Source organism: Kitasatospora sp. NPDC056273, from assembly GCF_042268845.1.
Classification (GTDB): Bacteria; Actinomycetota; Actinomycetes; order Streptomycetales; family Streptomycetaceae; genus Kitasatospora.
Genome location: NZ_JBHJSJ010000015.1, coordinates 111,512 through 131,511 on the forward strand (window position 1 = coordinate 111,512; position 20,000 = coordinate 131,511).

A 20,000-nucleotide genomic window follows, 5' to 3' on the forward strand; every position below is an offset into this window, starting at 1 on the left:
CGGCCGTCGCGACGCCGACGACCGCGAAGGGATCCCACCCCTCGTGACCTCCGACCCGAACCCCACCTCCGGACCCGACCCAAGCCCCGACCAGAACCCGACCTCCGGACCAAACCCCACCTCCAGCCCCGACCGCCCCTGGTCCCGCCTGCTGCCGAACACCGCCCCCTGGCGCTCCTCCCGGGACTTCCGGCTGACCTGGACCTCCGGCACCGTCACCCTGCTCGGCTCGATCTTCACCATGACCGCGATCCCGCTCCAGATCGCCGACCTCACCGGCTCGCCGCTGGCCGTGGGCGCGGTCGGCGCGGTCGAGCTCGTGCCCGTCATCCTGTTCGGCCTCTACGGCGGCGTCCTCGCCGACCGCGCCGACCGCCGCACCGTCGCCCTGGCCACCGAGGTCGCCCTGGCCGCGCTCAGCGCCTTACTGCTGGCCAACGCGCTGCTCGGCACCCCCGCCGTCTGGCCGCTCTACGTCGCCGCCGGGGTGGCGGCGGCGATCCAGGGCATCCAGCAGCCCTCGGTCGAGGCGATGGTCCCCCGCCTGGTGCCCCAGGACCAGCTGGTGGCGGCGGGTGCCCTGCTCTCCCTGCGCTGGAGCATCGGCGGCGTGGCCGCCCCGGCGGCGGCCGGCCTGCTGATCGCGACCGCCGGCGTCCCGGCGGCCTACCTGGTCGATCTCGGCACCTTCCTGCTCTCGATCGCCCTGCTCGCCCGGGTCCGGCCGGTCCCCTCGGAGCGGGACGCCGAGGCGCCGCGGCTCACCGAGTTCCTCGGCGGCGCCCGGTACGCGGCCCGGCGGCCCGATCTGGTCGGCACCTACCTGGCCGACCTCGCGGCCACCGTCTTCGCCCTGCCCACCGCGCTCTTCCCGTTCCTGGCCGCGGAGTTGGACGCCACCTGGGCGCTCGGCCTGCTCTACTCGGCCGGTGCGGCCGGCAGCCTGATCGCCGCCGCGACCGGCGGGTGGGCGGAGCGGGTGCACCGGCACGGCCGGCTGGTCCTGCTCTCCGCCGCCCTGGTCGGCGCGGCGACGGCGGCGGCCGCCTTCGCCCCGGGCCTGTGGGCCGTCCTGCTCTGCCTGACCGTCGCGGGCGGCGCGCACTGGGTCGGCGACACCTTCCGCAGCGCCATCTGGAACCAGTCCATTCCGGACGAACTCCGGGGCCGAGCGGCCGGGTTGGAGATGCTGATCGGCTCCGCCGGGCCGGCCCTGGGCGACCTGCGGGCGGGCGGGCTCGCGGCCCGCCAGGGCATCCGGGCGGCACTGCGCACGGGGGGCCTGCTCTGCCTCGGCAGCTCGGCCGCCGTGTCCGCCGCGCTCCCCGCACTCTGGCGCTACGACCAGCGGGCGCACCGCACCGGGCCGGTCGCGCCGGAGCCCACCCCGTGACGCGCCCGCCGCACCCACCCCACGACTGCTCAGTCCCGGACGAGCGCCGTCGCGTGCCGGTCGATCAGCTCCGCCAGCCCCCGGAGGTCGTCGACCCCGCGCTTGGGCAGCATGGTCAGCACACCGGTCTCCTCGCTGCCCTTCAACAGCAGGAACAGCCGGGGCGTCTCCAGGTAGTACCGCTGCTCCGACCAGGCGAACTCGGTGACCGAGGCCTCGGTGCTCACGACCACCCCCTGGTCGTCCAGCAGGACCCTGAACTCGCCCTTCTCCCTCGCCGTCCTCGTCACCCGCCGCACCCGCGTCGCGGGCCCCGCGAGAACCACGAGCAGCACGACCGCCACCAGCAGGGCGAGCAACCGCAGCACCGTCCCGCCGAGGACGGCGAGCAGCCCGACGACCGCCGTCCCGCCGACGGCCACCGTGTACACGGCCAGCCGCGACCGGCGTCCGGCCGCCGTGCACCGCTCCCACGCCGCGAAGGCCTCCCGGAAGTCCTCGGCCGTCGGGGTGTAGCGGACCTCGACCGACGTCACCGCCCGCTCGTCGGAACCCACGTCCCACACCCTCCGACCCATGTACGCACAACTCCTGACACCAGCTTCGCCGGATCGTAGCAAAGACCGTACGTACCCGATGCGACCGCGTCCACGGCCTCCCGGCCCTCCGGCGTGAATGCGCCGCTCCCGGCACCCACCCGTTGACCGACCACCCCGCCCGGCGGTTGGCTCACCCCGAGCCGGCCGCCGGGGAGTTCGGCGTCCACCGCCGACGCGGCACGGCCCGATCCCAGGGGAGGGAACCCGATGACCCGCATCCGCCGCCCACTGCGCGCGGCCCGCACCCTCGCGGCCGCCGCACTGGCCGCCGCCGTCACCATCACCGTCGCCGCCCCCGCCCAGGCGGCTCCGTCCACCACACAACCGTCCACCTGGCCGGGCGGCACGGGCACCGAACGCGTCTCCGTCGGCCCCGGCCAGGCGCAGGCCACCGGCGCCTCGCAGGCCCACGGCCTGAGCGCCGACGGGCGCTACGCCGTCTTCACCTCGGAGGCGGCCGACCTGGTGCCCGGCGACACCAACGGCGCCGTCGACGTCTTCGTCCGCGACCTGTGGACCGGCCGCACCGAACGGGTCGACACCGGCCCGGGCGGCGTCCAGGCCGACGGCGCCGCCCACCACGCCGCGATCAGCGGCGACGGCCGTTACGTGGCGTTCGGTTCCAGCGCCACGAACCTCGCCCCCGGCGCCAACCGCGGCTACCAGGACGTCTACGTCCACGACCGCTGGACCGGCGAGACCCGGCTGGTCAGCGTCGGCAAGGCGCCGGGAGCCCCGCAGACCGACCGGGTGTCCGACGTCCCCTCGATCAGCTGGGACGGCCGCTACGTCGCCTACCAGTCCAACCGCAGCGACCTCGCCCCCGGCACGGTCACCTGGTTCGGCGGCAACATCTACGTCACCGACCTCTGGACCGGCGACACCCGCCTGGTCAGCGTCGGCGCGGACGGCAAGGAGGCCGACGCCTCCTCCGCCTCGCCGGAGATCAGCGGCGACGGCAGCACGGTCGTCTTCATCTCCAAGGCGACCAACCTCATCGGCCCGGGCCGGCCCGACGCCCTCTCCCCGGCCGCCGTCGCCGAGCTCAGGGCCGGCTCCGACGAGGAGTTCGCCGCCGACTCCCTCCGCCCGGAAGCCCGCCCGGACTCCCGCCCGAACGCCCGCCCGGACGCCCGCCCGGACACCCACCCGGAGCTCCTCAAGCCGCGCCTCTACCCGCTGTACGTCCGCGACCTGCGCGCCGGGCGGACCAGCCTGGCCTCCTCGGCCCCCGACGGCGGCTACAAGGGCGCGGCCGACCCGTCGATCAGCCCGGACGGCCGCTACGCCGTCTACTCCTCCTGGGTCGTCCACGGCGACACCTCCTGGGACCGCCACTTCGAGCTGTACGTCCGCGACCTCCGGCAGGGCACCGAGACACTGGTCAGCATCGGCCTGCCCGGGACGAAGACCACCCTCGACTCCTTCGGCGGCCGACTGACGGCGGACGGTCGGTGGGTCTACTTCAGCTCGACGGCGGAGAACCTCGTCCCCGGCGACACCAACAACACCGAGGACGTGTTCCGGCGCGACCTGTGGACCGGCCGCACCGAGCGGGTCAGCGTGGCGGGCGACGGTTCCCAGACCACCGGCTCCTCGTACGGCCCGTTCCCCGACGCCTTCGGCACCGCGGTGGTGTTCACCTCGTCCGACGGCACCCTCGTCCCGGGGGACACCAACAACGCCGAGGACGTGTTCCTCCGCCGCCTGCCGCTGTTCTGACACCCGCCCCGACCACCCTCACCACCCCGACCGGCGCGGGTGCTCCCGGTCTCACACCGTGAGCGCCCGCGCCGAGGCCCGGATCGGCGCCGGCAGTTCCGTCCACCCCCGCAGGTACCGGTCGACCGCCGCGGCCACCGCCCGCCCCTCGGCGATCGCCCAGACGATCAGCGACTGCCCGCGCCCGGCGTCCCCCGCGACGAACACGCCCTCCGCCGCCGTGGCGAAGCCGTCGTCCCGGGCCAGGGTGCCCTCCGGCCCGGTGGCGAGGCCGAGTTGGGCGAACAGCGGCCGGTCCGGGTCCGGCCCGGTGAAGCCCAGCGCGAGCAGCACCAGCTGCGCCGGCAGCCTCCGCTCGGTGCCCGCCCGCGGGCTGCGGTCGGCGGGCTCGGCCTCGGCGAAGCGGACGGCGGCCAGCCGGCCGTCCGGGCCGGGCTCGAAGCCGACGGTGGTGGCCGCGAACACCCGGGGCCCGGCCTCCGCCGCACCGGACTCCTCGTGCGAGGTGGTCTCCCGGTACACCTTGGGGTACACCGGCCAGGGCTGCCCGTCGGCCCGGTCCCGCGGCGGCCGCGGGTTGATGTCCAGCTGGGTGACGGAGGCGGCGCGCTGGCGCAGCGCCGTCCCCAGGCAGTCCGCCGCCGTGTCGCCGCCGCCGACGATCACCACGTGCCGCCCCTCGGCGGACAGCGGCGAGACCGGGCAGTCGCCCTCGTCCACCCGGTTCGCCCAGGTCAGGTACTCGATCGCCTGGTGCACCCCGGTCAGCTCCCGCCCCGGCACCGGCAGCTCCCGGCAGGCGGTCGCGCCCACCGCGACCACCACCGCGTCGTACCCGGCCCGCAGTTCCTCGCCCGGGACGTCCCGGCCGACCCACACCCCGGTGCGGAAGTCGGTGCCCTCGGCCCGCAGCTGGTCCAGCCGGCGCTCCAGCCGGTGCTTCTCCAGCCGGAACGGCGGGATGCCGTACCGCAGCAGCCCGCCCGCGCGGTCGGCCCGCTCGTACACCGTGGTGGCGTGCCCGGCCCTGGTCAGCTGCTGGGCGGCGGCCAGCCCGGCCGGGCCCGAGCCGATCACCGCGACCCGCCGCCCACCGGAGCGCTCGGCGCGGTCGGGCGGCCGGGGCCCGTCCCAGCCCGCGTCCAGGGCCCGGTCGGCGATCGCCAGTTCCACGTTCTTGATCGTCACCGCCGCGCCGTCGATGGCCAGCACGCAGGCGCTCTCGCAGGGCGCCGGGCAGAGCCGCCCGGTGAACTCCGGGAAGTTGTTGGTCGCCAGCAGCCGTGCCGCGGCCGCCCGCCAGTCCGCGCCGGCCTCCGCGCCGACCTCCGCGCCCGCTCCGGCCCCCTCCCCGGACCCCGTCCCCGACTCCGCCACCAGCCGGTTCCACTCCGGCACCAGGTTCCCGAGCGGACAGGCGCTGTGGCAGAACGGCAGCCCGCAGTCCATGCACCGCCCCGCCTGCCCGCCCACCACCGGCAGCAGCGGGCCGGGCCGGTACACCTCCCGCCAGTCCCCCAGCCGCTCCCGCGCATCACGCCGCACCCGCTCCTCGCGCGGGGTGGTGAAGAAGGCCATCCGGTCTGCCATCGCGGCCTCCGGCAGGGCGTGCCGACTCGGATCAGGCGGCCCACCCGGCGGCGCGCCACCGTACGGCCACCGTACGCCCGCGAAGCACCGCGCGACAGCCCCGGCCGTCACGGACCGCCCCGGAGCGGCCGCGGAGCGGGCCCGGACACCCCGCCCCCGCCCGGCACCGCCGTGAGCACGCCAGGGAGAATCTCCGCCATGACCCACACCGTGCTGATCGCCGAGGACGACCGGGCCATCCGCGACTCGCTCGCCCGCGCGCTGATGCTGCAGGGCTACCGGGTGCGGGTCGCCGCCGACGGCACCCAGACCCTGGCCGTCCTCGCGGAGCAGCGCCCGGACGTCCTGGTGCTCGACGTGATGATGCCCGAGCCGGACGGCCTGGAGGTCTGCCGCCGGCTGCGCGCGGCCGGCGACCGCACCCCGGTGCTGATGCTCACCGCCCGGGTCGAGGTGCCGGACCGGATCGCCGGCCTGGACGCGGGCGCGGACGACTACCTGGTCAAGCCCTTCGACGTGGACGAGCTGTTCGCCCGCCTGCGCGCCATGCTTCGCCGCCGTCCACCGGAGTCCGCCACCGAGGTGCTGACCGTCGCCGACCTGCGGATCGAGCCGCCCGCCCGCCGGGCCTGGCGCGCCGCCCAGGAGCTCGAACTGTCCCGCACCGAGTTCGACCTGCTGGAGCTGCTCGCCCGGCACGCCGGCGCCGTCCTCGACCAGGCCACCCTGTACGAGCGGATCTGGGGCTACGACTTCGGCCCCGGCTCGAAGAACCTCGCGGTGTTCATCGGCTACCTGCGCCGCAAGCTCGACCGCCCCGGCCTGGCGCCGCTGATCCACACCGTCCGCGGCGTCGGCTACACGCTGCGCGAGCCGTGACCGGCCCGGCCCGCCGCCTCCCCCGGTTCCCGCGCCCGGCCCGCCGCGCGCCCCGGCCGCCGCGCCCGACCGGCAGGCTCCCCCGTCTCCCCCGGCTGCCGCGCCCCGGCCTGCCCACCACCTTCGCGCTGGCCTTCGCCGCGATCGCCGCGCTGGTCGCGGTGCTGATCGGCGCACTCGGCTACGACGCCGCCGCGCGGCTGATCCGGGATGACGAGACCGCCGACTTCGGCGCCGCCGTCGACTCCGTCGGCCGCCAGGTCCAGCGGGAAGTCCTCTTCCCGGGCGACTTCGCCGGCCCGAGCGGCCTGAGCGCCGACCTGGTCCGCCCGATCCGGGTCACCACGCAGTCGCTCGACCCCGACGGCGCGGTGCTGCCCGGCACCGCCCGGCTCGACCTGCCGCCGAGCCCGTCCGACCACGAGCTCGCCCACGCCGACCAGCCGGGCCGCACCTCGATCGGGCTGCGCCACGAGCACCGCGAGGCCTACCGGGTCGGCGTGGTCTCGCTCGGCGGCCGACGCGGGGCGGTCCAGATCATCCAGCAGGTCGGGCCCACCGAGAAGCTGCTGACCACCCTGCGCACCCGTACGGTCGCCCTGGTGGCGATCGTCGCGGTGCTCGCCGGCGGGGCCGGCCGGCTGCTCGCCCGACGGATCACCCGACGCCTGGTCCGGCTCACCCACGCGGCCGAACTGGTCGCCGCCAGTGGGCGGTTGGACGTCCCGGTGCCCGCCGCCGGCACGGACGAGGTGGGCCGGCTCGGCCGGGCCTTCGACCGGATGCTGGGCCGGCTCGCCACCGCCAAGGAGAACCAGCGCCGACTGGTCCAGGACGCCGGGCACGAGCTGCGCACCCCGCTGACCAGCCTGCGCACCAACCTCTCGGTGCTCCCCAGCCTGGACCGGCTGCCGCCCGCCGAACGCGCCGCGCTGATGGCCGATCTGGTCGAGGAGACCCGCGAGTTGACCCAGCTGGTGGAGGAGCTGGTGGCACTCGCGGCGGACCGAAGGGCGGACGAGCAGCCGACCGAGGTGCTGCTCGCCGACGTGGTCCGGCAGGCCGCCGCCCAGGCCCGGCGGCGCGGCGACCGGGAGGTCGTGGTGGACGCGGACGCGACCGTGGTCACCGCCCGGCCGGACGCACTGGCCCGCGCGGTGGGCAACCTGCTGGACAACGCCGCCAAGTTCGACCCCGCCGGGACGGGCCCGATCGAGGTGGTGGTGCGCGGCCCGCGGGTGGAGGTGCGCGACCGCGGCCCGGGCATCGACGCGGCCGACCTCGACCGGGTCTTCGACCGCTTCTACCGGGCCACCGCCGCCCGCGGCCTGCCCGGCTCCGGCCTGGGCCTGGCCATCGTGCACGAGGTGGCCCGCTCGCACGGCGGTACGGCCTTCGCCGCCAACCGGGAGGGCGGCGGCGCGGTGATCGGCTTCACCCTCGGCGCCGACGGAGCGGACGGGCCCGACGGCTGAGCACGCGGACGGGCCCGGCGCGTGGCAGCGCCGGGCCCGTCCGCGTGGCCGGTCACCGTCAGACGGCGGCCAGCAGCCCCCGCCCGAGCCAGTCGGCCTCGTCCTTCACCCCCGGCAGGACGAAGAAGTAGCCGCCGCCGGTCGGCGAGATGTAGTCCACCAGCGGCTCGCCGATCAGCCGGGTCTGGGTGGCCTCGAACTGCCGCACCACGTCCTGCTGGTAACAGCAGAACACCAGGCCCATGTCCAGGTTCCCGGCCCGGTCGACGCCCCGGTCGTAGTTGAAGCCCCGGCGCAGGATGCGCGAGTTGTCGGTGTCGGCGGTGCGCGGGTTGGCCAGCCGGATGTGGGCGTCGAGCGGGATCGCCTTGCCGTCCGGGTCCTTGGCGTAGTCCGGCGCGTCGGTCTCCCGGGCGCCGTCCAGCGGTGCGCCGGTGTCCCGGCGGCGGCCGAACATCTTCTCCTGCTCGGTGAGGGTGACGCGGTCCCAGAACTCGATCAGCATCCGGATGATCCGGATCACCTGGTAGCTGCCGCCGGTCGCCCAGGCCGGCTCGCCCGTCCCGTCGGTGACCCAGACCAGCCGGTCCATCTCGCGCGCGGAGCCGGTGTCCGGGTTGACGATGCCGTCCTTGAAGCCGAGCAGGTTGCGCTGGGCGCCGTCCGGGCGGGACTGGTTCTGGAAGCCGTCGATCCGCCAGAGGATCTGCAGCGCGCCCCGGGTGTGCCGGGTGATGTCGCGCAGCGCGTGCAGCACGGTGTCCTGGCGGTCGGCGCAGATCTGCAGCGAGAGGTCGCCGTGCAGTTCGGCGGCCTGGAGGTTGTCGTTCGGGAAGGTCCTCATCGGCGCGAGCCTGACGGGCTTGGCCTTGGCCAGCCCGTAGCGGTCGTCGAAGAGCGAGGCGCCGACGCCGACCGTGACGGTCAGGTGGTCGGCGGGGACGGTCGGGCCGAGGATGCCACTGTCCGAGGGCGGCGCGCCGACGCCGAGGTCCGGCGGGGTGCCGCCGGCGGTGAGGAAGCGGATCCGCTCGGTCAGGGTCCGGAACAGCGCTTCGAGGCCCTTGCGGTCCTGGGCGATCACCTGGCAGGAGACGAAGGCCGCGAAGCCGGGGGCCGCCGTGGTGACGCCCGCCTGGTGGGCCCCGTGGAACGGCACCGCCCCGGCCTTCTCCTGCGTGCCGTCCCCGGCGGCGGCCGGTCCGGCGGCGAGGGCGAGGCCGCCGCCGGCCAGCACGGCCGCTCCGGCGCCCGCGCCGAGCGCGGCCCGGACGAAGCTGCGCCGGGCCGGTCCGGCCGGGCAGCCGCCCTCCCCGACGGCCTCGGCAGCGGCAACGGAGGCGGCGGCAGCGGCGTGCGGGAACGGGCAGGAGCCGGTGGCTGCGGTGTGGTCGGTCATCAGGCGGCCTTCCGGATCTCGAGCAGGGCGGGGACGGGGGCGAGGTCTTCGAGCAGTTCACCGGTGGCGCCGTTGAGCTGTCGGCGGGTGTCGGCGGGCAGCCGGTCGACCGGGGTCCAGCCCTCGGGCCGGTGGGCGGCGGCGACCAGGTCGCCGACCCGCTTCATCCCGGCGTTCACCTTGACGAGCACCTGCGGGTCCCGCTCGTCGAGCAGCGGCTGGAGCAGGGTCAGCAGTTCCTGGGTGCCGGTCAGGTTGGCCTGGGCGGTGGCCAGGTTGGTGCCGCTGCCCATGTCGGTGTCGCCGGTCAGCTCGAACTGGAGGGTGTTCTCCAGGATCTCGTGGGCGCGCAGCGGCAGGTCGCCGGGGGCGAAGTCCTGGCCGGGGAAGTCGTGCGCCAGCTTCTCCACGTTCTGCGCCAGGTCGTCGGCGACGGGCGTCAGCTCGGCGGCGGACTGGTCGTGCCAGAGGCCGTACTCCAGCCGCAGGAAGCCGGTGAAGCCCGGGTCCCGCTCCTTCTCGGCGAGTCCGTCCGGGCGGCCGTCGATCTTGCCGTCGAGGTCGGCGAAGGTGCCGTACGCGGCGCCGAGCGAGGCGTACTGGAGGTGGGCGGTGAGCCAGTCGGCCTTCGCCGTGGCGAGGTCCCCGGAGCGCACGTCGGCCTGGAGCTTCCGGCTCTCCGTCACGAGCGTCGCGAGGCCCTGGTCGACGTACTCCTTGTAGCTGTCCAGCGGGGCCTTGAGGTCCTCCTCGGCGACCGGCTTGACGGCCTTGACCACGGCGGCGCCGCTGACGTGCACGGCGGCCGAGGTGACGGACTTGCCACCGGTGGGCACGCAGCGCCAGGCGTAGTCGCCGGAGCCGATGGTGGCGGTCAGGGCGCGGGTGGTGCCGGGGGCCAGGCCCTCGATCTCCCCGTAGACCGCGCCGCTGCCCGGGTCGACGAGGTAGACCTCGGCGACCTTGTCACCGGTGTTGCGCATCTGGAACACCTGCTGGCCGGGCCGCGGGTCGGCGAAGCCCTTGCCGCACTCCTGCTCGGAGACGGCGACGGTGGCGGAGCCGCCCTGCTTGCCCTCGCTGACCGCGATCACCACGCCGGCCACCACGACCGGCACGGCGATCGCCGCGGTCGGCAGCACCCAGCGCGGCCGGCCCGCCCGCACCGGTCCGGCCGTACCCCCGCCCTCGCCCTCGGCCCCGCCCGCGGCGGGCTTCGCCTCGGCGGGAGCGGCGGGAGCGGCGGCCGGGGCCGCCTGGGCGCGCCCGCCACTGCGGACCCCCTCGACGAACAGCGTCATCACGACGCCCAGGTACGCGACGTAGCCGACGACCTGGAGCACCGTCATGGTGACGGTCAGGTTGAGGGTGCCCTGGACCAGCGTCGCGTACCAGGACGAGGCGTCCAGGCGCCCGCTCAGGTCGAAGGCGTACGAGGTGCCGCCGCCGACCAGGCCGGACTCCTGGAGGTCCCGCAGGCCGTAGCCGAGGACGCCCGCCGCGACGACGATCAGTCCGACGCCGGTGATGGTGAAGAACCGGGTGAGGTTCATCTTCAGGGCCCGCCGGTACAGGCCCCAGCAGAGCCCGGCCGAGAGCACCAGGCCGACGGCCGCGCCGATCAGCGGCCCGGTGGACTCGCCGGCGGTGCGCACGTTGGTCCACAGGAAGAGCGAGGTCTCCAGGCCCTCGCGGGCGACCGCGAGGAAGCTGGTGAGCACCAGCGCGCCGGCGCCCATCGCCAGCGAGGCCTGGACCTTCTCCTTGATCTCGGCGGAGAGGGTGCGCGCCGAGCGCCGCATCCAGAACACCATCGCGGTGACGAAGCAGACCGCGATCAGGCTGAGCACCCCGCCGAACGCCTCCTGGGCGTGGCCGGAGAGGTTGGCGGCGGTGAAGGTGAGCACCGCGCCGAAGCTCAGGCTGAGCGCGACGGCCGCCGCGACGCCCGACCACACCTGGGGCAGCCGGGCCTTCTGGTCCGCCCGCACCAGCGTGGCGACCAGGATCGACACGATCAGTCCGGCTTCCAGGCCCTCGCGCAGACCGATCAGGAAGCTGGGAAACGCCTCATCCCACATGCGGCGGGCTCCTCCCCCGGGCCGGCCCGGGTCGTTCACCTGTCCTCGACCCCGCCGCGGTGGCGGCGGGGCGGCACAGCCGAACGCCCCGGACACTGCGGTCCAGGGCGCCACGGCTTAGCTTAGGCAAACCTTAGAGCCGTGCAGGTCAACCGCACCCCCGGTTCGGGTAAGGGTTCGGTATGAGCTCGCCCTCGTGTTGACCAAACCCGCAGGCCGGAGGGATCGTCAGGAGCCCCCGGTCACCCCCACCACTGCTCCGGCACCGCCTCCGGTTCGGGCGACTCCGGCACCGTCACCGGTTCGGCGCAACGCACCAGGAGATCACCCTCCTCCGTTCCGGCGACGAGGTAGCCGCACTCGCGCAGCACGACCGCGGCCGCGCCGCTCAGCGCCGCGAGCGCCTCCCGGGAGGGCGGCCCGCCCGGCTCCGCGCCCGGCGTCCAGCCGACCACCACGCCCTCGGGGTGGCGGTCGATCCACAGCGGTGAGGGGCCCGGTCCGGTGTCGAACCCGGCGCGGGCCAGGGCCTCGGTGACGTCCTCGAAGAGTTCACGGTGATCCACCATTGGCGCAGCGTAGGCCCCGGACCTCGCGACCCCCGGACGCGGCGCGCGCCGAAACGCTTCAGCGGCACCCGACCGCAGCATCGGCACCCGTTGGGCCGAGCGGCGGCCAGCCGATCGGGCGTCAGGAACCCCCGTCCGGCCCGACACGCACGGCCGGACGGGCCGATGGACGTGCACAGTCGGCCCCCTGCCGACAGCATGACAGAGTAAGCGCTCCATCACCCTGAGCAACGGGCCCAGCGGAACAGCTGGTCCGCGCGCCGGTCCCGCCGGCGGGCCCGTATCGAGAGGTCCCATGATCACAACACTTCGCCGGCCGCCGTTCCCGCCGGCGGGCCTCCGGCACGGTACGCCGCGGACGCCGGGGAGCCCGTCGTGAGAGCCGACCAGCAGTCGCAGCCGGGACCGGTGACCACCACGCGCGCCGACCCCGCCAACAAGGCCGAGGCGCTCGCCGACTGGGCGGACGGCCGACTCGGCATCTACTCCCTGGCCAAGGCCAACCTGCGCAAGATCTTTCCCGACCACTGGTCCTTCATGCTGGGCGAGATCGCGCTCTACACCTTCGTCATCATCATCCTCACCGGCGTCTGGCTCACCCTGTTCTTCGTGCCGAGCATGGGCGAGGTCGTCTACGACGGGTCGTACGTCCCGCTCAGGGGCATCCCGATGTCCGAGGCCTTCTCCTCGACCGTCAAGATCAGCTTCGACGTGCGCGGCGGCCTGCTGATGCGCCAGATCCACCACTGGGCCGCGATCGTGTTCGTCGCCTCGATGCTGACCCACATGATGCGCGTCTTCTTCACCGGCGCGTTCCGCAAGCCGCGCGAGATCAACTGGGTCTTCGGGGCGCTCCTGCTGATCCTCGGCATGTTCGACGGCTTCATGGGCTACTCGCTGCCCGACGACCTGCTCTCCGGCACCGGCATCCGCTTCATGGAGGGCGCGGTCCTCGCCGTCCCGATCGTCGGGACGTACCTGCAGTTCTTCCTCTACGGCGGCGAGTTCCCGGGGCACGACATCATCCCCCGGCTGTTCACCGTCCACGTCCTGCTGATCCCCGGGATCATGGTGGGCCTGCTGGCGGCGCACCTGATCCTGGTCTTCTACCACAAGCACACCCAGTTCGCCGGGCCCGGCCGGACCAACAGCAACGTGGTCGGCATGCCGCTGCTGCCGGTCTACACCGCCAAGGCGGGCGGCTTCTTCTTCCTGGTCTTCGGCGTGGTCTCGGTGATGGCGGCGATCGCCACCGTCAACCCGATCTGGATGTACGGCCCGTACCGACCGGACCAGGTGACCACCAACGCCCAGCCCGACTGGTACATGGGCTTCTCCGAGGGCCTGATCCGCGTGATGCCCGGCTGGGAGATCAGCGTCTGGGGCGGCCACACCCTCAACCTCGGGGTGTTCGTCCCGCTGATGGTCTTCCCGACCGTCCTGCTGGCCATCTGGTGCTACCCGTTCCTGGAGGCCTGGATCACCGGGGACCGGGGCGAGCACCACATCGCCGACCGGCCGCGCAACGCGCCGGTCCGCACCGCCTTCGGCGCGGCCTGGATCAGCCTCTACCTGATCCTGCTGGCCGGCGGCGGCAACGACCTGCTGGCCACCCACTTCCACCTCTCGATCAACGCGATCACCTACGCGGTGCGGATCGGCTTCTTCACCGTGCCGGTCGTCGTGTTCGTGATCACCAAGCGCTGGTGCCTGGGCCTCCAGCGGCGGGACAAGGAGAAGGTGCTGCACGGCCGGGAGACCGGCGTCATCAACCGCCTCCAGCACGGCGAGTTCGTCGAGGTGCACGCCCCGCTGCCGAAGGGCCGGCTCTACACCCTCACCTCGCACGACCAGCCGCAGCCCTCCGAGCTGCCGCCCGAGGTGGACGAGAACGGCGTGGCCCGCAAGGCCGGGCTGTGGACCCGCGCGCGGGTCAAGCTCTCCCGCGGCTTCTACGGCGAGTACAGCCAGATCGCCAAGCCCACCGTCGAGGAGCACGAGGAGATCGGCAGCGGCCACGGCCACCACTGATCCCCTCCCGCACCTGGAAAGGGCCCGCCGCACCGGGAACGGTGCGGCGGGCCCTCGTCGTGCCGGGGCCCGTCGACGGCGGGCCCGGGCCGCTCAGCCGCGCAGGACGGCCGGGACCACGGCGAACAGCGCCGCCGTCACGGTGACGGAGAGGCAGAGCGCCGCCCAGCGGGCGCAGATCCGGCGGCACTCGACGCGGTACCGGGCGGCCAGCCGGCGGCAGCGCTCGACCGCGCGGTCGACGACCTCCTCGGCGTAGCGCAACCGGTCGGCGGCGTAGGCCTGTTCGAGGCTCTCCCGCTCCGCCGCCGGCAGCCACGGGAACTGCGCGACGAACGCGCGGGCGTCCCGTTCGGCCGCCGCGACCTCCGCCTCCCAGGCCAGGAACCCCTCGATGCGGGCGAACTCCGCCCGGGAGTTCACCCGGGCACCGACGCCGGCGGGCCTGCCCTGACGGGGCGTCCGCGCTCTCGGCGGACGCTGTCTGCCACCCATGACCGCTCCTCCAGTCCTGTCGAGTCGTCCCGCCGGAAAGCCTGCGGGGTAGGGCTCCCGACGGGGATCGCTCCGCGACCAGGCAACTACTACCAGCGACAAACCGCAGGTGGCGGGCGGCTCGCCACAGCCCGCGCGGCCGGGAAAAACTTGCGTGCCACGCACTATTGCGCGTCACGCACCTTTCGCGGGACAGTGGTGGCCATGACGAAGGACCAGCCCGGCCTGCGGGAACGGAAGAAGGCCGCGACGCGGGAGGCACTGGGCTGGGCCGCACTGCGGCTCGCGGTGGAGCGGGGGCTGGAGAACGTCCGGGTGGAGGACATCGCGGCCGCGGCCGGGGTGTCCCCGCGCACCTACAACAACTACTTCTCCAGCAAGGCCGAGGCGATCGTCTCCCGGCACCGCGACCGGGTCCTCCAGGCCGCCGGGGCACTGCGGGCCCGCCCCGCCGAGGAGCCGCTGTGGGAGGCGCTGACCCGCTCCCTCGTCGCACCGTACGTCGGCGCGCCCGAGGAACCCGACCCGCGCTGGACCGCCGCCGTGCGGCTGCTGCTGCGCGAACCGGCGCTCCAGGCCGAACTGCTCCGCGACAGCGCCGGGGTCCGGAGGGAGCTGGCGGCGGCGGTGGCCGCCCGGACCGGGACCGACGCCGACCGGGACCTCTACCCGAACCTGGTCGCCTCGGCCGCGCTCTCCGCGCTGCAGGCCGCCAACGAGCACTACCTGGCCGCCGACCCGGTGGTGCCGTTCCAGCCGCTGCTCACCGAGGCGCTGCGCCAGCTGGCGGCCGGGCTGCCCGATCCTTCGTCACGGTGACCCCACCGCATCCGAGGGGGATTCGACATGAACGGGGACTTGAGATGAACAGCGATGTCGTCATCGTCGGCGCCGGCCCGGTCGGGCTGTTCCTGGCCGGCGAACTGGCGCTGGCCGGAATCCGGCCGGTGGTCCTGGACCGGCTGCCCGCGCGCTCGGGCGAGCAGAAGGCCAACGGGCTGGTCGGCCAGGTGCTCCGGCTGCTCGACCACCGCGGCCTGTACCAGCCGCTCAGCGGCGTCCCGGGCGCGCCGCGGCCCGTACCGCGCTTCGTGTTCGGCGCCTTCCCGCTGGAACTGCACCGGCTCGACCGGAACCCGCTGCACGCCGTGCCCGTACCCCAGCACCGGATCGAGGAGGTACTGGAGGAACGCCTCCTCGACCTGGGCGTCACCGTGCGCCGCGACCGCGAGGTCACCGGCCTGCGCCAGGACCCGACCGGGGTGACCGTCGACGTCCGAGGAGCCGACGGCGCCGAACAGTTGCGCGCCCGCTACCTGGTCGGCGCGGACGGCGGCCGCAGCACCGTCCGCAAACTCGCCGGGATCGGCTTCCCCGGCGTCACCTCGCCCGACCCCGTCTCCCGCATCGCGCACGTGCTGCCGCCCGAGGGGCTGCGCTCCACCGACAACGGCGACGTCCTGCTGCCCGGCTGCCCGACCCCGTTCCGCGTCTACACCCACACCCGCACCGACCACGGCGTGTTCGTCATCTCCCCGTTCGGCCCGGACGCCGTCATGATCGCCACGATGGAGTGGGGCGGCCCGCCGGTGGACCAGCGGACCCCGCTGACCCTGGACGAGCTGCGCGCCAGCGTCCGCCGGGTGACCGGCGCCGATCTGCCGCTCGCCCCGGCCCGTACCGCCGGACCGTTCACCCCGCGCCGCACCGTCGGCCACAACACCCGGCTCGCCGAGCGCTACCGCGACGGCCGGGTCCTGCTCGTCGGCGACGCCGCCCACGTGCACGCCGCGACCGGCGGCCCGGGCCTCAACCTCGGCCTCCAGGACGCCGCCAACCTCGGCTGGAAGCTCGCCGCCGACCTGCACGGCTGGGCCCCGCCCGGCCTGCTGGACAGCTACCAGAACGAGCGCCGCCCGGTCGGCGAGCGGGTGTTCATGCACTCCCAGGCCCAGACCGCCCTGATGGCCCCCGGCCCCGGGACCACCGCGGTGCGCGCCCTGTTCGAGGAGCTGCTGGCGCACCCGGACAACCTCGGCCGGATCGCCGCGCTGATGGCCGGCAGCGACGTCCGCCACGACGTCGGCTGCCCGCACCCGCTGGCCGGTCGGTTCGTGCCGGAGCTCGCGGCGACCACCCCGAACGGCCCCGCCCGGATCGCCGAACTCGCCCGCACCGGACGCCCGTTGCTCGTCGACCTCACCGGCGGCCGGCTCGGCCTCGCGGACCCGGCGGCGGGCTGGAAGGACCGGGTCGACCTCGTCACGGCCGACTGCCCGCAGCCGCCGGCCGGCGCCCTGCTGCTGCGCCCGGACGGCTACGTCGCCTGGGCGACCGGGCCCGACCGGGCGGACCGGGAGGGGCTGGCCCGGGCGCTGCGCACCTGGTTCGGCGCCGCCTCCTCCTGAGGACGGGCACCCGCGGACGGGCTCCCCGGCGACGGGTTCCACGACGACGCGGACGGGCCCCTACCCGCCGTCCGCGGGGCCGCCGGGGAGGCGCCGGACAGGTGGGGGAGAATGGCGGCATGTCCCGACGTCGTTCCGCGCCCCGCGCCGCCGCGCCCCGGCTGCTGCCCTCGTCCCCCTGCCCGTGCGGCCTGCCCGCCGCCTACGGCGACTGCTGCGGCCGGCTGCACCGGGGCCAGGCGGCGGCCACCACCGCCGAGTCGCTGATGCGCTCCCGGTTCAGCGCCTTCGCCGCGCAGGACGAGGCGTACCTGCTGCGCACCTGGCACCCGGACACCCGGCCGGCCGAGGTCGACTTCGACCCGGGGCTGCGCTGGACCGGGCTGGAGGTGGTCGACACCACCGAGGGCGGCGCCTTCCACGCGCAGGGCACCGTCGCCTTCCGGGCGCACTGGACCGAGGGCGGCGAGGAGGGCGTGCTCAGCGAGAACAGCCGCTTCGTGCGGCACGAGGGCGCCTGGGTGTACCTGGACGCCCTCTCGCTCGGCTGAGCCACCCGACCCGCGGCGGCCGCGGTCGGGTGGCCGCTCCGGGCCGCCGCTACAGGTAGTCGTCCAGCCGGGCCAGTGCGAAGCCCTGCGCGGTGACGTCGTTGACGACCTTGCGCAGCAGGTCCGGCATCGAGGCCTTCCAGATGTCGGTGCCCCGGAAGTGGGTCAGGATGATGTCGCCCGGGTGCAGCTTCCGGTCGTCGTAGCGCCACTCCATGTGGTCCGGGAAGGCCTCCTCGTTCCACATCGGCACCGCCTGCACCCCGCAGGAGGCCGCCGCGCGCAGGGTGTCGTCGTTGTACTCGCCGTACGGCGGCCGGAACAGCCGGGGGCGGACGCCGATCTGCTTCTCCAGCTGGTCCTGCTGGGTGCAGATCTCCTCGCGCTGGGTGTCGTAGTCCAGCACCTTCAGGTTGCGGTGGTTGATCGTGTGGTTGTTGATCTCCACGCCCTGGGCGTGCAGGTCGCGGAAGTAGCCGTAGTTCTCACGGGCGAGGTAGTCGGAGACGTAGGTGCTGAGCGGGATGCCCAGGTCCGCGGCCATCCGGGAGAACTCGGGGTCCTTCTCGTCACCGTCGTCGACGGTCAGGAAGACCACCTTGTCGTCGGTCGGCACCCGGAAGACGACGGGCGGGCGGCCGTCCGCGAGCTTGACGCCCTGCACCGGGGTGAGCTCGGGCTTGGTCGCCGGACGCGGCGGGGCCTTCAGCGGCGGGCGCTCCAGGCCCCAGTGCTGGGCGGCCGCCTCCTGACGGGCCACGGCCTCGGCGCTGTTCGCCTCCTCCGCCAGGGGCGGGGCACCGGCCTGGTCGGCGTCCGGGGCGGCGGGCGCCGCGTTCGCCTCGGGCGCCGTGTTCGCCTCGGGGGCCACGTTCGCCTCGGGGGCCGGGGCGGCCTTCGGCCCGGCGGGAGCGGCCGGAGCGGCGCAGCCGGCGAGGACGGCGGAGAGGCAGACGGCGGCCAGCAGGCCGGTCCGTACACCGCCCCGGTGGTGCTGGCTTCCCCTCAAACCCCCATTATTACGACAACCTGATGGTCTGTTCATGGGTGCACTGCTCCCCTGCCGTGCACCACCGCCAATCCCCTCGTCACCCGTGCGGGGCAACGACGCACCGGGTCCTTGCCGTTCCTTTGCCCGGGTGGCGGGGTGACCGGGTGACCGCCGGTCCGACGGCCGGGGCGGAGCGGGCCGGGCGGGGCCGCCGGGAAAACCGATTGCGGCGACGGCCCCCGAATCGGATCATGCGCGCATGACGAACACCGCGCCCCGCCGCTCCGACCTCTGGACCGTCACCACGGCCGACGTGACCGCCCCCGAGGCCCTGGACCTGCTGCGCGAGTACTACTACGACGTGGCCAACCGCTACTACCGCCTGCACTTCGACCGGGAGGGCACCCCCGAGGAGCTGGAGTCCGGCCTGGCCGACTCCCCCAGCGACGACCTCGCCGCCCCGGACGGCCACTTCCTGATCGGCCGCCACGACGGCGCCGCCCACTCCTGCGCCGGCCTGCGCCGACTCGACGCCGCCACCATCGAACTCACCCGGGTCTTCGTCCGCCCCGGCCTGCGCGGCACCGGCGGCGGCGCCGTGCTGCTGGCCGCCGTCGACCGGGCCGCCCGCTCCCTGGGCGCCGAGCGGATCGTCCTCGACACCCGCCTCGACCTGGTCGAGGCCCGCGCGCTCTACCTGCGCAACGGGTACCGGGAGATCCCCGCCTACAGCAGCGGGCCGTACGCCCAGGTCTGGTACGGCAAGGACCTCGCCCCCGTCGCGTAGCGGCGTCGGCCCGGAGGGAACGGACCGGGTTCCCACCGCGCCGACGTGCCGGGAGGGCACCGGTCAGTCCGTCAGGGCGGCCGCGAGTTCGGCCGCCGAGGGCGGGTTGGCGCCCGGGCGCGCGACGGTCAGCGCCGCCGCCGTCACCGCCTGGGTGAGGCAGGCCGCGAGGTCGGCGCCCGCCGCGTGGGCGTGCAGGAAGGCGGCCATGAAGGCGTCGCCGGCGCCGACGGTGTCCGCGACCGGTACCGGGAGGGCGGCGGCCTCGGCGCGTCCGCCCCCGGCGGTGCGGGCGAACGCGCCCTCGGCGCCGAGGGTGACCGCGACCACGGCCGGGCCGAGGGCCAGCCAGCGCTCGGCGACCGCCTCGGGCCGCTCGCCCGGGTAGAGCCAGTCCAGGTCCTCGTCGCTGACCTTGACCAGGTCGCTCAGCGCCACCCCGCGCTCGACCCGGCGGACGGCCCCGGCCCGGTCGCCCATCAGCGCCGGGCGCACGTTCGGGTCGTAGCTGATCCGCGCGTGCCCGCGCCAGCGCTCCACCAGTGCCAGCACCGAACCCGCGCCGGGCTCGGTCACCGCCGCGATCGAACCGAGGTGGATCGCGGCGGGCGGCTCGGCGAGTTCGGTGGGCGGGAGCGTCCAGTGGATGTCGAAGGTGTAGCGGGCCCGCCCCTGCCCGTCCAGCTCCACCACCGCCGAGGGCGTCCGGGCGACCTCGGCGGCCCGGACCCGCACCCCCGCCGACTCCAGGTGCCGCCGGATCAGCCGGCCGTTGGCGTCCGGCCCCAGCTCGGTGAGCAGGGTGGCCGGTCGGCCCAGCCGGGCGAGGCCGTAGGCGACGTTCGCGGGACTGCCGCCGGGGTGCACCCGGTCCGGGGCGTCACTCGTTCGGACGATGTCGGCGACGCACTCGCCGATCACCAGAACGGGCGAGGCTGGGCTGGTCACGGCGGCTCCTGGCATCCGGTACGCGGGCGTCGTCTCGACCGCCAAGCCTACGGGGTGCGTCCGGGCGCACGGCGCCCGGGCA

The 20,000-nt window shown here is 75.0% G+C and carries 17 protein-coding genes; 9 read left to right on the top strand and 8 right to left on the bottom strand.

Going from position 1 to position 20,000, the window contains the following annotated elements; all coding sequences use genetic code 11:
* The first annotated feature begins 43 nt into the window (after window positions 1–43).
* The gene (locus ACFCY1_RS16325; RefSeq protein WP_375874985.1) at window positions 44–1,393 is read left to right on the top strand and encodes an MFS transporter; all 1,350 of its coding nucleotides are present in this window, start codon (window positions 44–46) and stop codon (window positions 1,391–1,393) included.
* Between the two features lie 29 nt (window positions 1,394–1,422).
* Here the strand turns inward: ACFCY1_RS16325 and ACFCY1_RS16330 are convergent, their stop codons facing one another.
* A complete protein-coding gene (locus tag ACFCY1_RS16330; protein WP_049654974.1) occupies window positions 1,423–1,950 on the bottom strand; it encodes a YcxB family protein in 528 nt (175 codons plus the stop codon).
* Window positions 1,951–2,199: 249 nt separating this feature from the next.
* On the opposite strand from ACFCY1_RS16330, the gene ACFCY1_RS16335 reads away from it, so the two are divergent.
* Window positions 2,200–3,714, top strand: a complete 1,515-nt coding sequence (locus ACFCY1_RS16335) for a TolB family protein (RefSeq protein ID WP_375874986.1) — start codon at window positions 2,200–2,202, stop codon at window positions 3,712–3,714.
* Between the two features lie 51 nt (window positions 3,715–3,765).
* Here ACFCY1_RS16335 and ACFCY1_RS16340 read toward each other — a convergent pair whose 3' ends face one another.
* On the bottom strand, window positions 3,766–5,304 hold the full coding sequence (locus tag ACFCY1_RS16340; protein WP_375874987.1) for a glutamate synthase subunit beta: 1,539 nt from the start codon (window positions 5,302–5,304) through the stop codon (window positions 3,766–3,768).
* A gap of 198 nt (window positions 5,305–5,502) precedes the next feature.
* Here ACFCY1_RS16340 and ACFCY1_RS16345 point away from each other — a divergent pair, with 198 nt between their 5' ends.
* Window positions 5,503–6,183, top strand: a complete 681-nt coding sequence (locus tag ACFCY1_RS16345; RefSeq protein WP_049654967.1) for a response regulator transcription factor — start codon at window positions 5,503–5,505, stop codon at window positions 6,181–6,183.
* Entirely contained in the window at window positions 6,180–7,658 is a 1,479-nt protein-coding gene (locus ACFCY1_RS16350) for a sensor histidine kinase (RefSeq protein ID WP_375874988.1), read from the top strand. Before ACFCY1_RS16345 ends, ACFCY1_RS16350 begins: the two co-directional genes overlap by 4 nt.
* Before the next feature lie 58 nt (window positions 7,659–7,716).
* Here the strand turns inward: ACFCY1_RS16350 and efeB are convergent, their stop codons facing one another.
* The 3 genes from efeB to ACFCY1_RS16365 all read right to left on the bottom strand — a co-directional run bounded on the left by efeB (window position 7,717) and on the right by ACFCY1_RS16365 (window position 11,707).
* Window positions 7,717–9,057 carry an iron uptake transporter deferrochelatase/peroxidase subunit gene (gene efeB, locus ACFCY1_RS16355; protein ID WP_375874989.1) on the bottom strand — a complete coding sequence of 447 codons (1,341 nt, stop codon included), beginning with the start codon at window positions 9,055–9,057 and terminating at the stop codon, window positions 7,717–7,719.
* A complete protein-coding gene (efeU, locus tag ACFCY1_RS16360; protein ID WP_375874990.1) occupies window positions 9,057–11,138 on the bottom strand; it encodes an iron uptake transporter permease EfeU in 2,082 nt (693 codons plus the stop codon). Before efeU ends, efeB begins: the two co-directional genes overlap by 1 nt.
* A gap of 242 nt (window positions 11,139–11,380) precedes the next feature.
* Window positions 11,381–11,707: a hypothetical protein gene (locus tag ACFCY1_RS16365; protein WP_049657126.1), complete on the bottom strand. Its 327-nt coding sequence runs from the start codon at window positions 11,705–11,707 to the stop codon at window positions 11,381–11,383.
* Between the two features lie 408 nt (window positions 11,708–12,115).
* Here ACFCY1_RS16365 and ACFCY1_RS16370 point away from each other — a divergent pair, with 408 nt between their 5' ends.
* Window positions 12,116–13,738, top strand: coding sequence for a ubiquinol-cytochrome c reductase cytochrome b subunit (locus tag ACFCY1_RS16370; protein WP_074003822.1), 1,623 nt, complete (start codon window positions 12,116–12,118; stop codon window positions 13,736–13,738).
* 93 nt (window positions 13,739–13,831) lie between these two features.
* Here ACFCY1_RS16370 and ACFCY1_RS16375 read toward each other — a convergent pair whose 3' ends face one another.
* Window positions 13,832–14,233 (bottom strand): cytochrome C oxidase subunit I, encoded by a 402-nt coding sequence (locus tag ACFCY1_RS16375; protein ID WP_375874991.1) that lies wholly within the window; start codon window positions 14,231–14,233, stop codon window positions 13,832–13,834.
* 204 nt (window positions 14,234–14,437) lie between these two features.
* On the opposite strand from ACFCY1_RS16375, the gene ACFCY1_RS16380 reads away from it, so the two are divergent.
* From ACFCY1_RS16380 to ACFCY1_RS16390, 3 genes are all read left to right on the top strand, one after another.
* A complete protein-coding gene (locus ACFCY1_RS16380; protein WP_375874992.1) occupies window positions 14,438–15,052 on the top strand; it encodes a TetR family transcriptional regulator in 615 nt (204 codons plus the stop codon).
* Between the two features lie 44 nt (window positions 15,053–15,096).
* On the top strand, window positions 15,097–16,641 hold the full coding sequence (locus ACFCY1_RS16385; RefSeq protein ID WP_375874993.1) for an FAD-dependent monooxygenase: 1,545 nt from the start codon (window positions 15,097–15,099) through the stop codon (window positions 16,639–16,641).
* Window positions 16,642–16,760: 119 nt separating this feature from the next.
* Window positions 16,761–17,192, top strand: coding sequence for a YchJ family protein (locus tag ACFCY1_RS16390; RefSeq protein WP_049657121.1), 432 nt, complete (start codon window positions 16,761–16,763; stop codon window positions 17,190–17,192).
* Window positions 17,193–17,241: 49 nt separating this feature from the next.
* Here the strand turns inward: ACFCY1_RS16390 and ACFCY1_RS16395 are convergent, their stop codons facing one another.
* The gene (locus tag ACFCY1_RS16395) at window positions 17,242–18,201 is read right to left on the bottom strand and encodes a polysaccharide deacetylase family protein (RefSeq protein ID WP_375874994.1); all 960 of its coding nucleotides are present in this window, start codon (window positions 18,199–18,201) and stop codon (window positions 17,242–17,244) included.
* Between the two features lie 241 nt (window positions 18,202–18,442).
* Between ACFCY1_RS16395 and ACFCY1_RS16400 the strand changes: the two genes are divergently transcribed.
* Window positions 18,443–18,970 (top strand): GNAT family N-acetyltransferase, encoded by a 528-nt coding sequence (locus ACFCY1_RS16400; RefSeq protein ID WP_375874995.1) that lies wholly within the window; start codon window positions 18,443–18,445, stop codon window positions 18,968–18,970.
* 63 nt (window positions 18,971–19,033) lie between these two features.
* On the opposite strand, the gene ACFCY1_RS16405 is transcribed toward ACFCY1_RS16400, so the two are convergent.
* Entirely contained in the window at window positions 19,034–19,918 is an 885-nt protein-coding gene (locus tag ACFCY1_RS16405; protein ID WP_375874996.1) for a carbohydrate kinase, read from the bottom strand.
* Window positions 19,919–20,000 lie beyond the last annotated feature (82 nt).

Bases quoted from the DNA above. Each gene is read 5' to 3' on its own strand.
- ACFCY1_RS16385 (WP_375874993.1), top strand. From the start codon at position 15,097: ATGAACAGCGATGTCGTCATCGTCGGCGCCGGCCCGGTCGGGCTGTTC.
- ACFCY1_RS16340 (WP_375874987.1), bottom strand. From the start codon at position 5,304: ATGGCAGACCGGATGGCCTTCTTCACCACCCCGCGCGAGGAGCGGGTG.
- ACFCY1_RS16335 (WP_375874986.1), top strand. From the start codon at position 2,200: ATGACCCGCATCCGCCGCCCACTGCGCGCGGCCCGCACCCTCGCGGCC.
- ACFCY1_RS16345 (WP_049654967.1), top strand. From the start codon at position 5,503: ATGACCCACACCGTGCTGATCGCCGAGGACGACCGGGCCATCCGCGAC.
- ACFCY1_RS16390 (WP_049657121.1), top strand. From the start codon at position 16,761: ATGTCCCGACGTCGTTCCGCGCCCCGCGCCGCCGCGCCCCGGCTGCTG.
- efeU (WP_375874990.1), bottom strand. From the start codon at position 11,138: ATGTGGGATGAGGCGTTTCCCAGCTTCCTGATCGGTCTGCGCGAGGGC.
- ACFCY1_RS16400 (WP_375874995.1), top strand. From the start codon at position 18,443: ATGACGAACACCGCGCCCCGCCGCTCCGACCTCTGGACCGTCACCACG.
- ACFCY1_RS16380 (WP_375874992.1), top strand. From the start codon at position 14,438: ATGACGAAGGACCAGCCCGGCCTGCGGGAACGGAAGAAGGCCGCGACG.
- ACFCY1_RS16365 (WP_049657126.1), bottom strand. From the start codon at position 11,707: ATGGTGGATCACCGTGAACTCTTCGAGGACGTCACCGAGGCCCTGGCC.
- ACFCY1_RS16375 (WP_375874991.1), bottom strand. From the start codon at position 14,233: ATGGGTGGCAGACAGCGTCCGCCGAGAGCGCGGACGCCCCGTCAGGGC.
- efeB (WP_375874989.1), bottom strand. From the start codon at position 9,057: ATGACCGACCACACCGCAGCCACCGGCTCCTGCCCGTTCCCGCACGCC.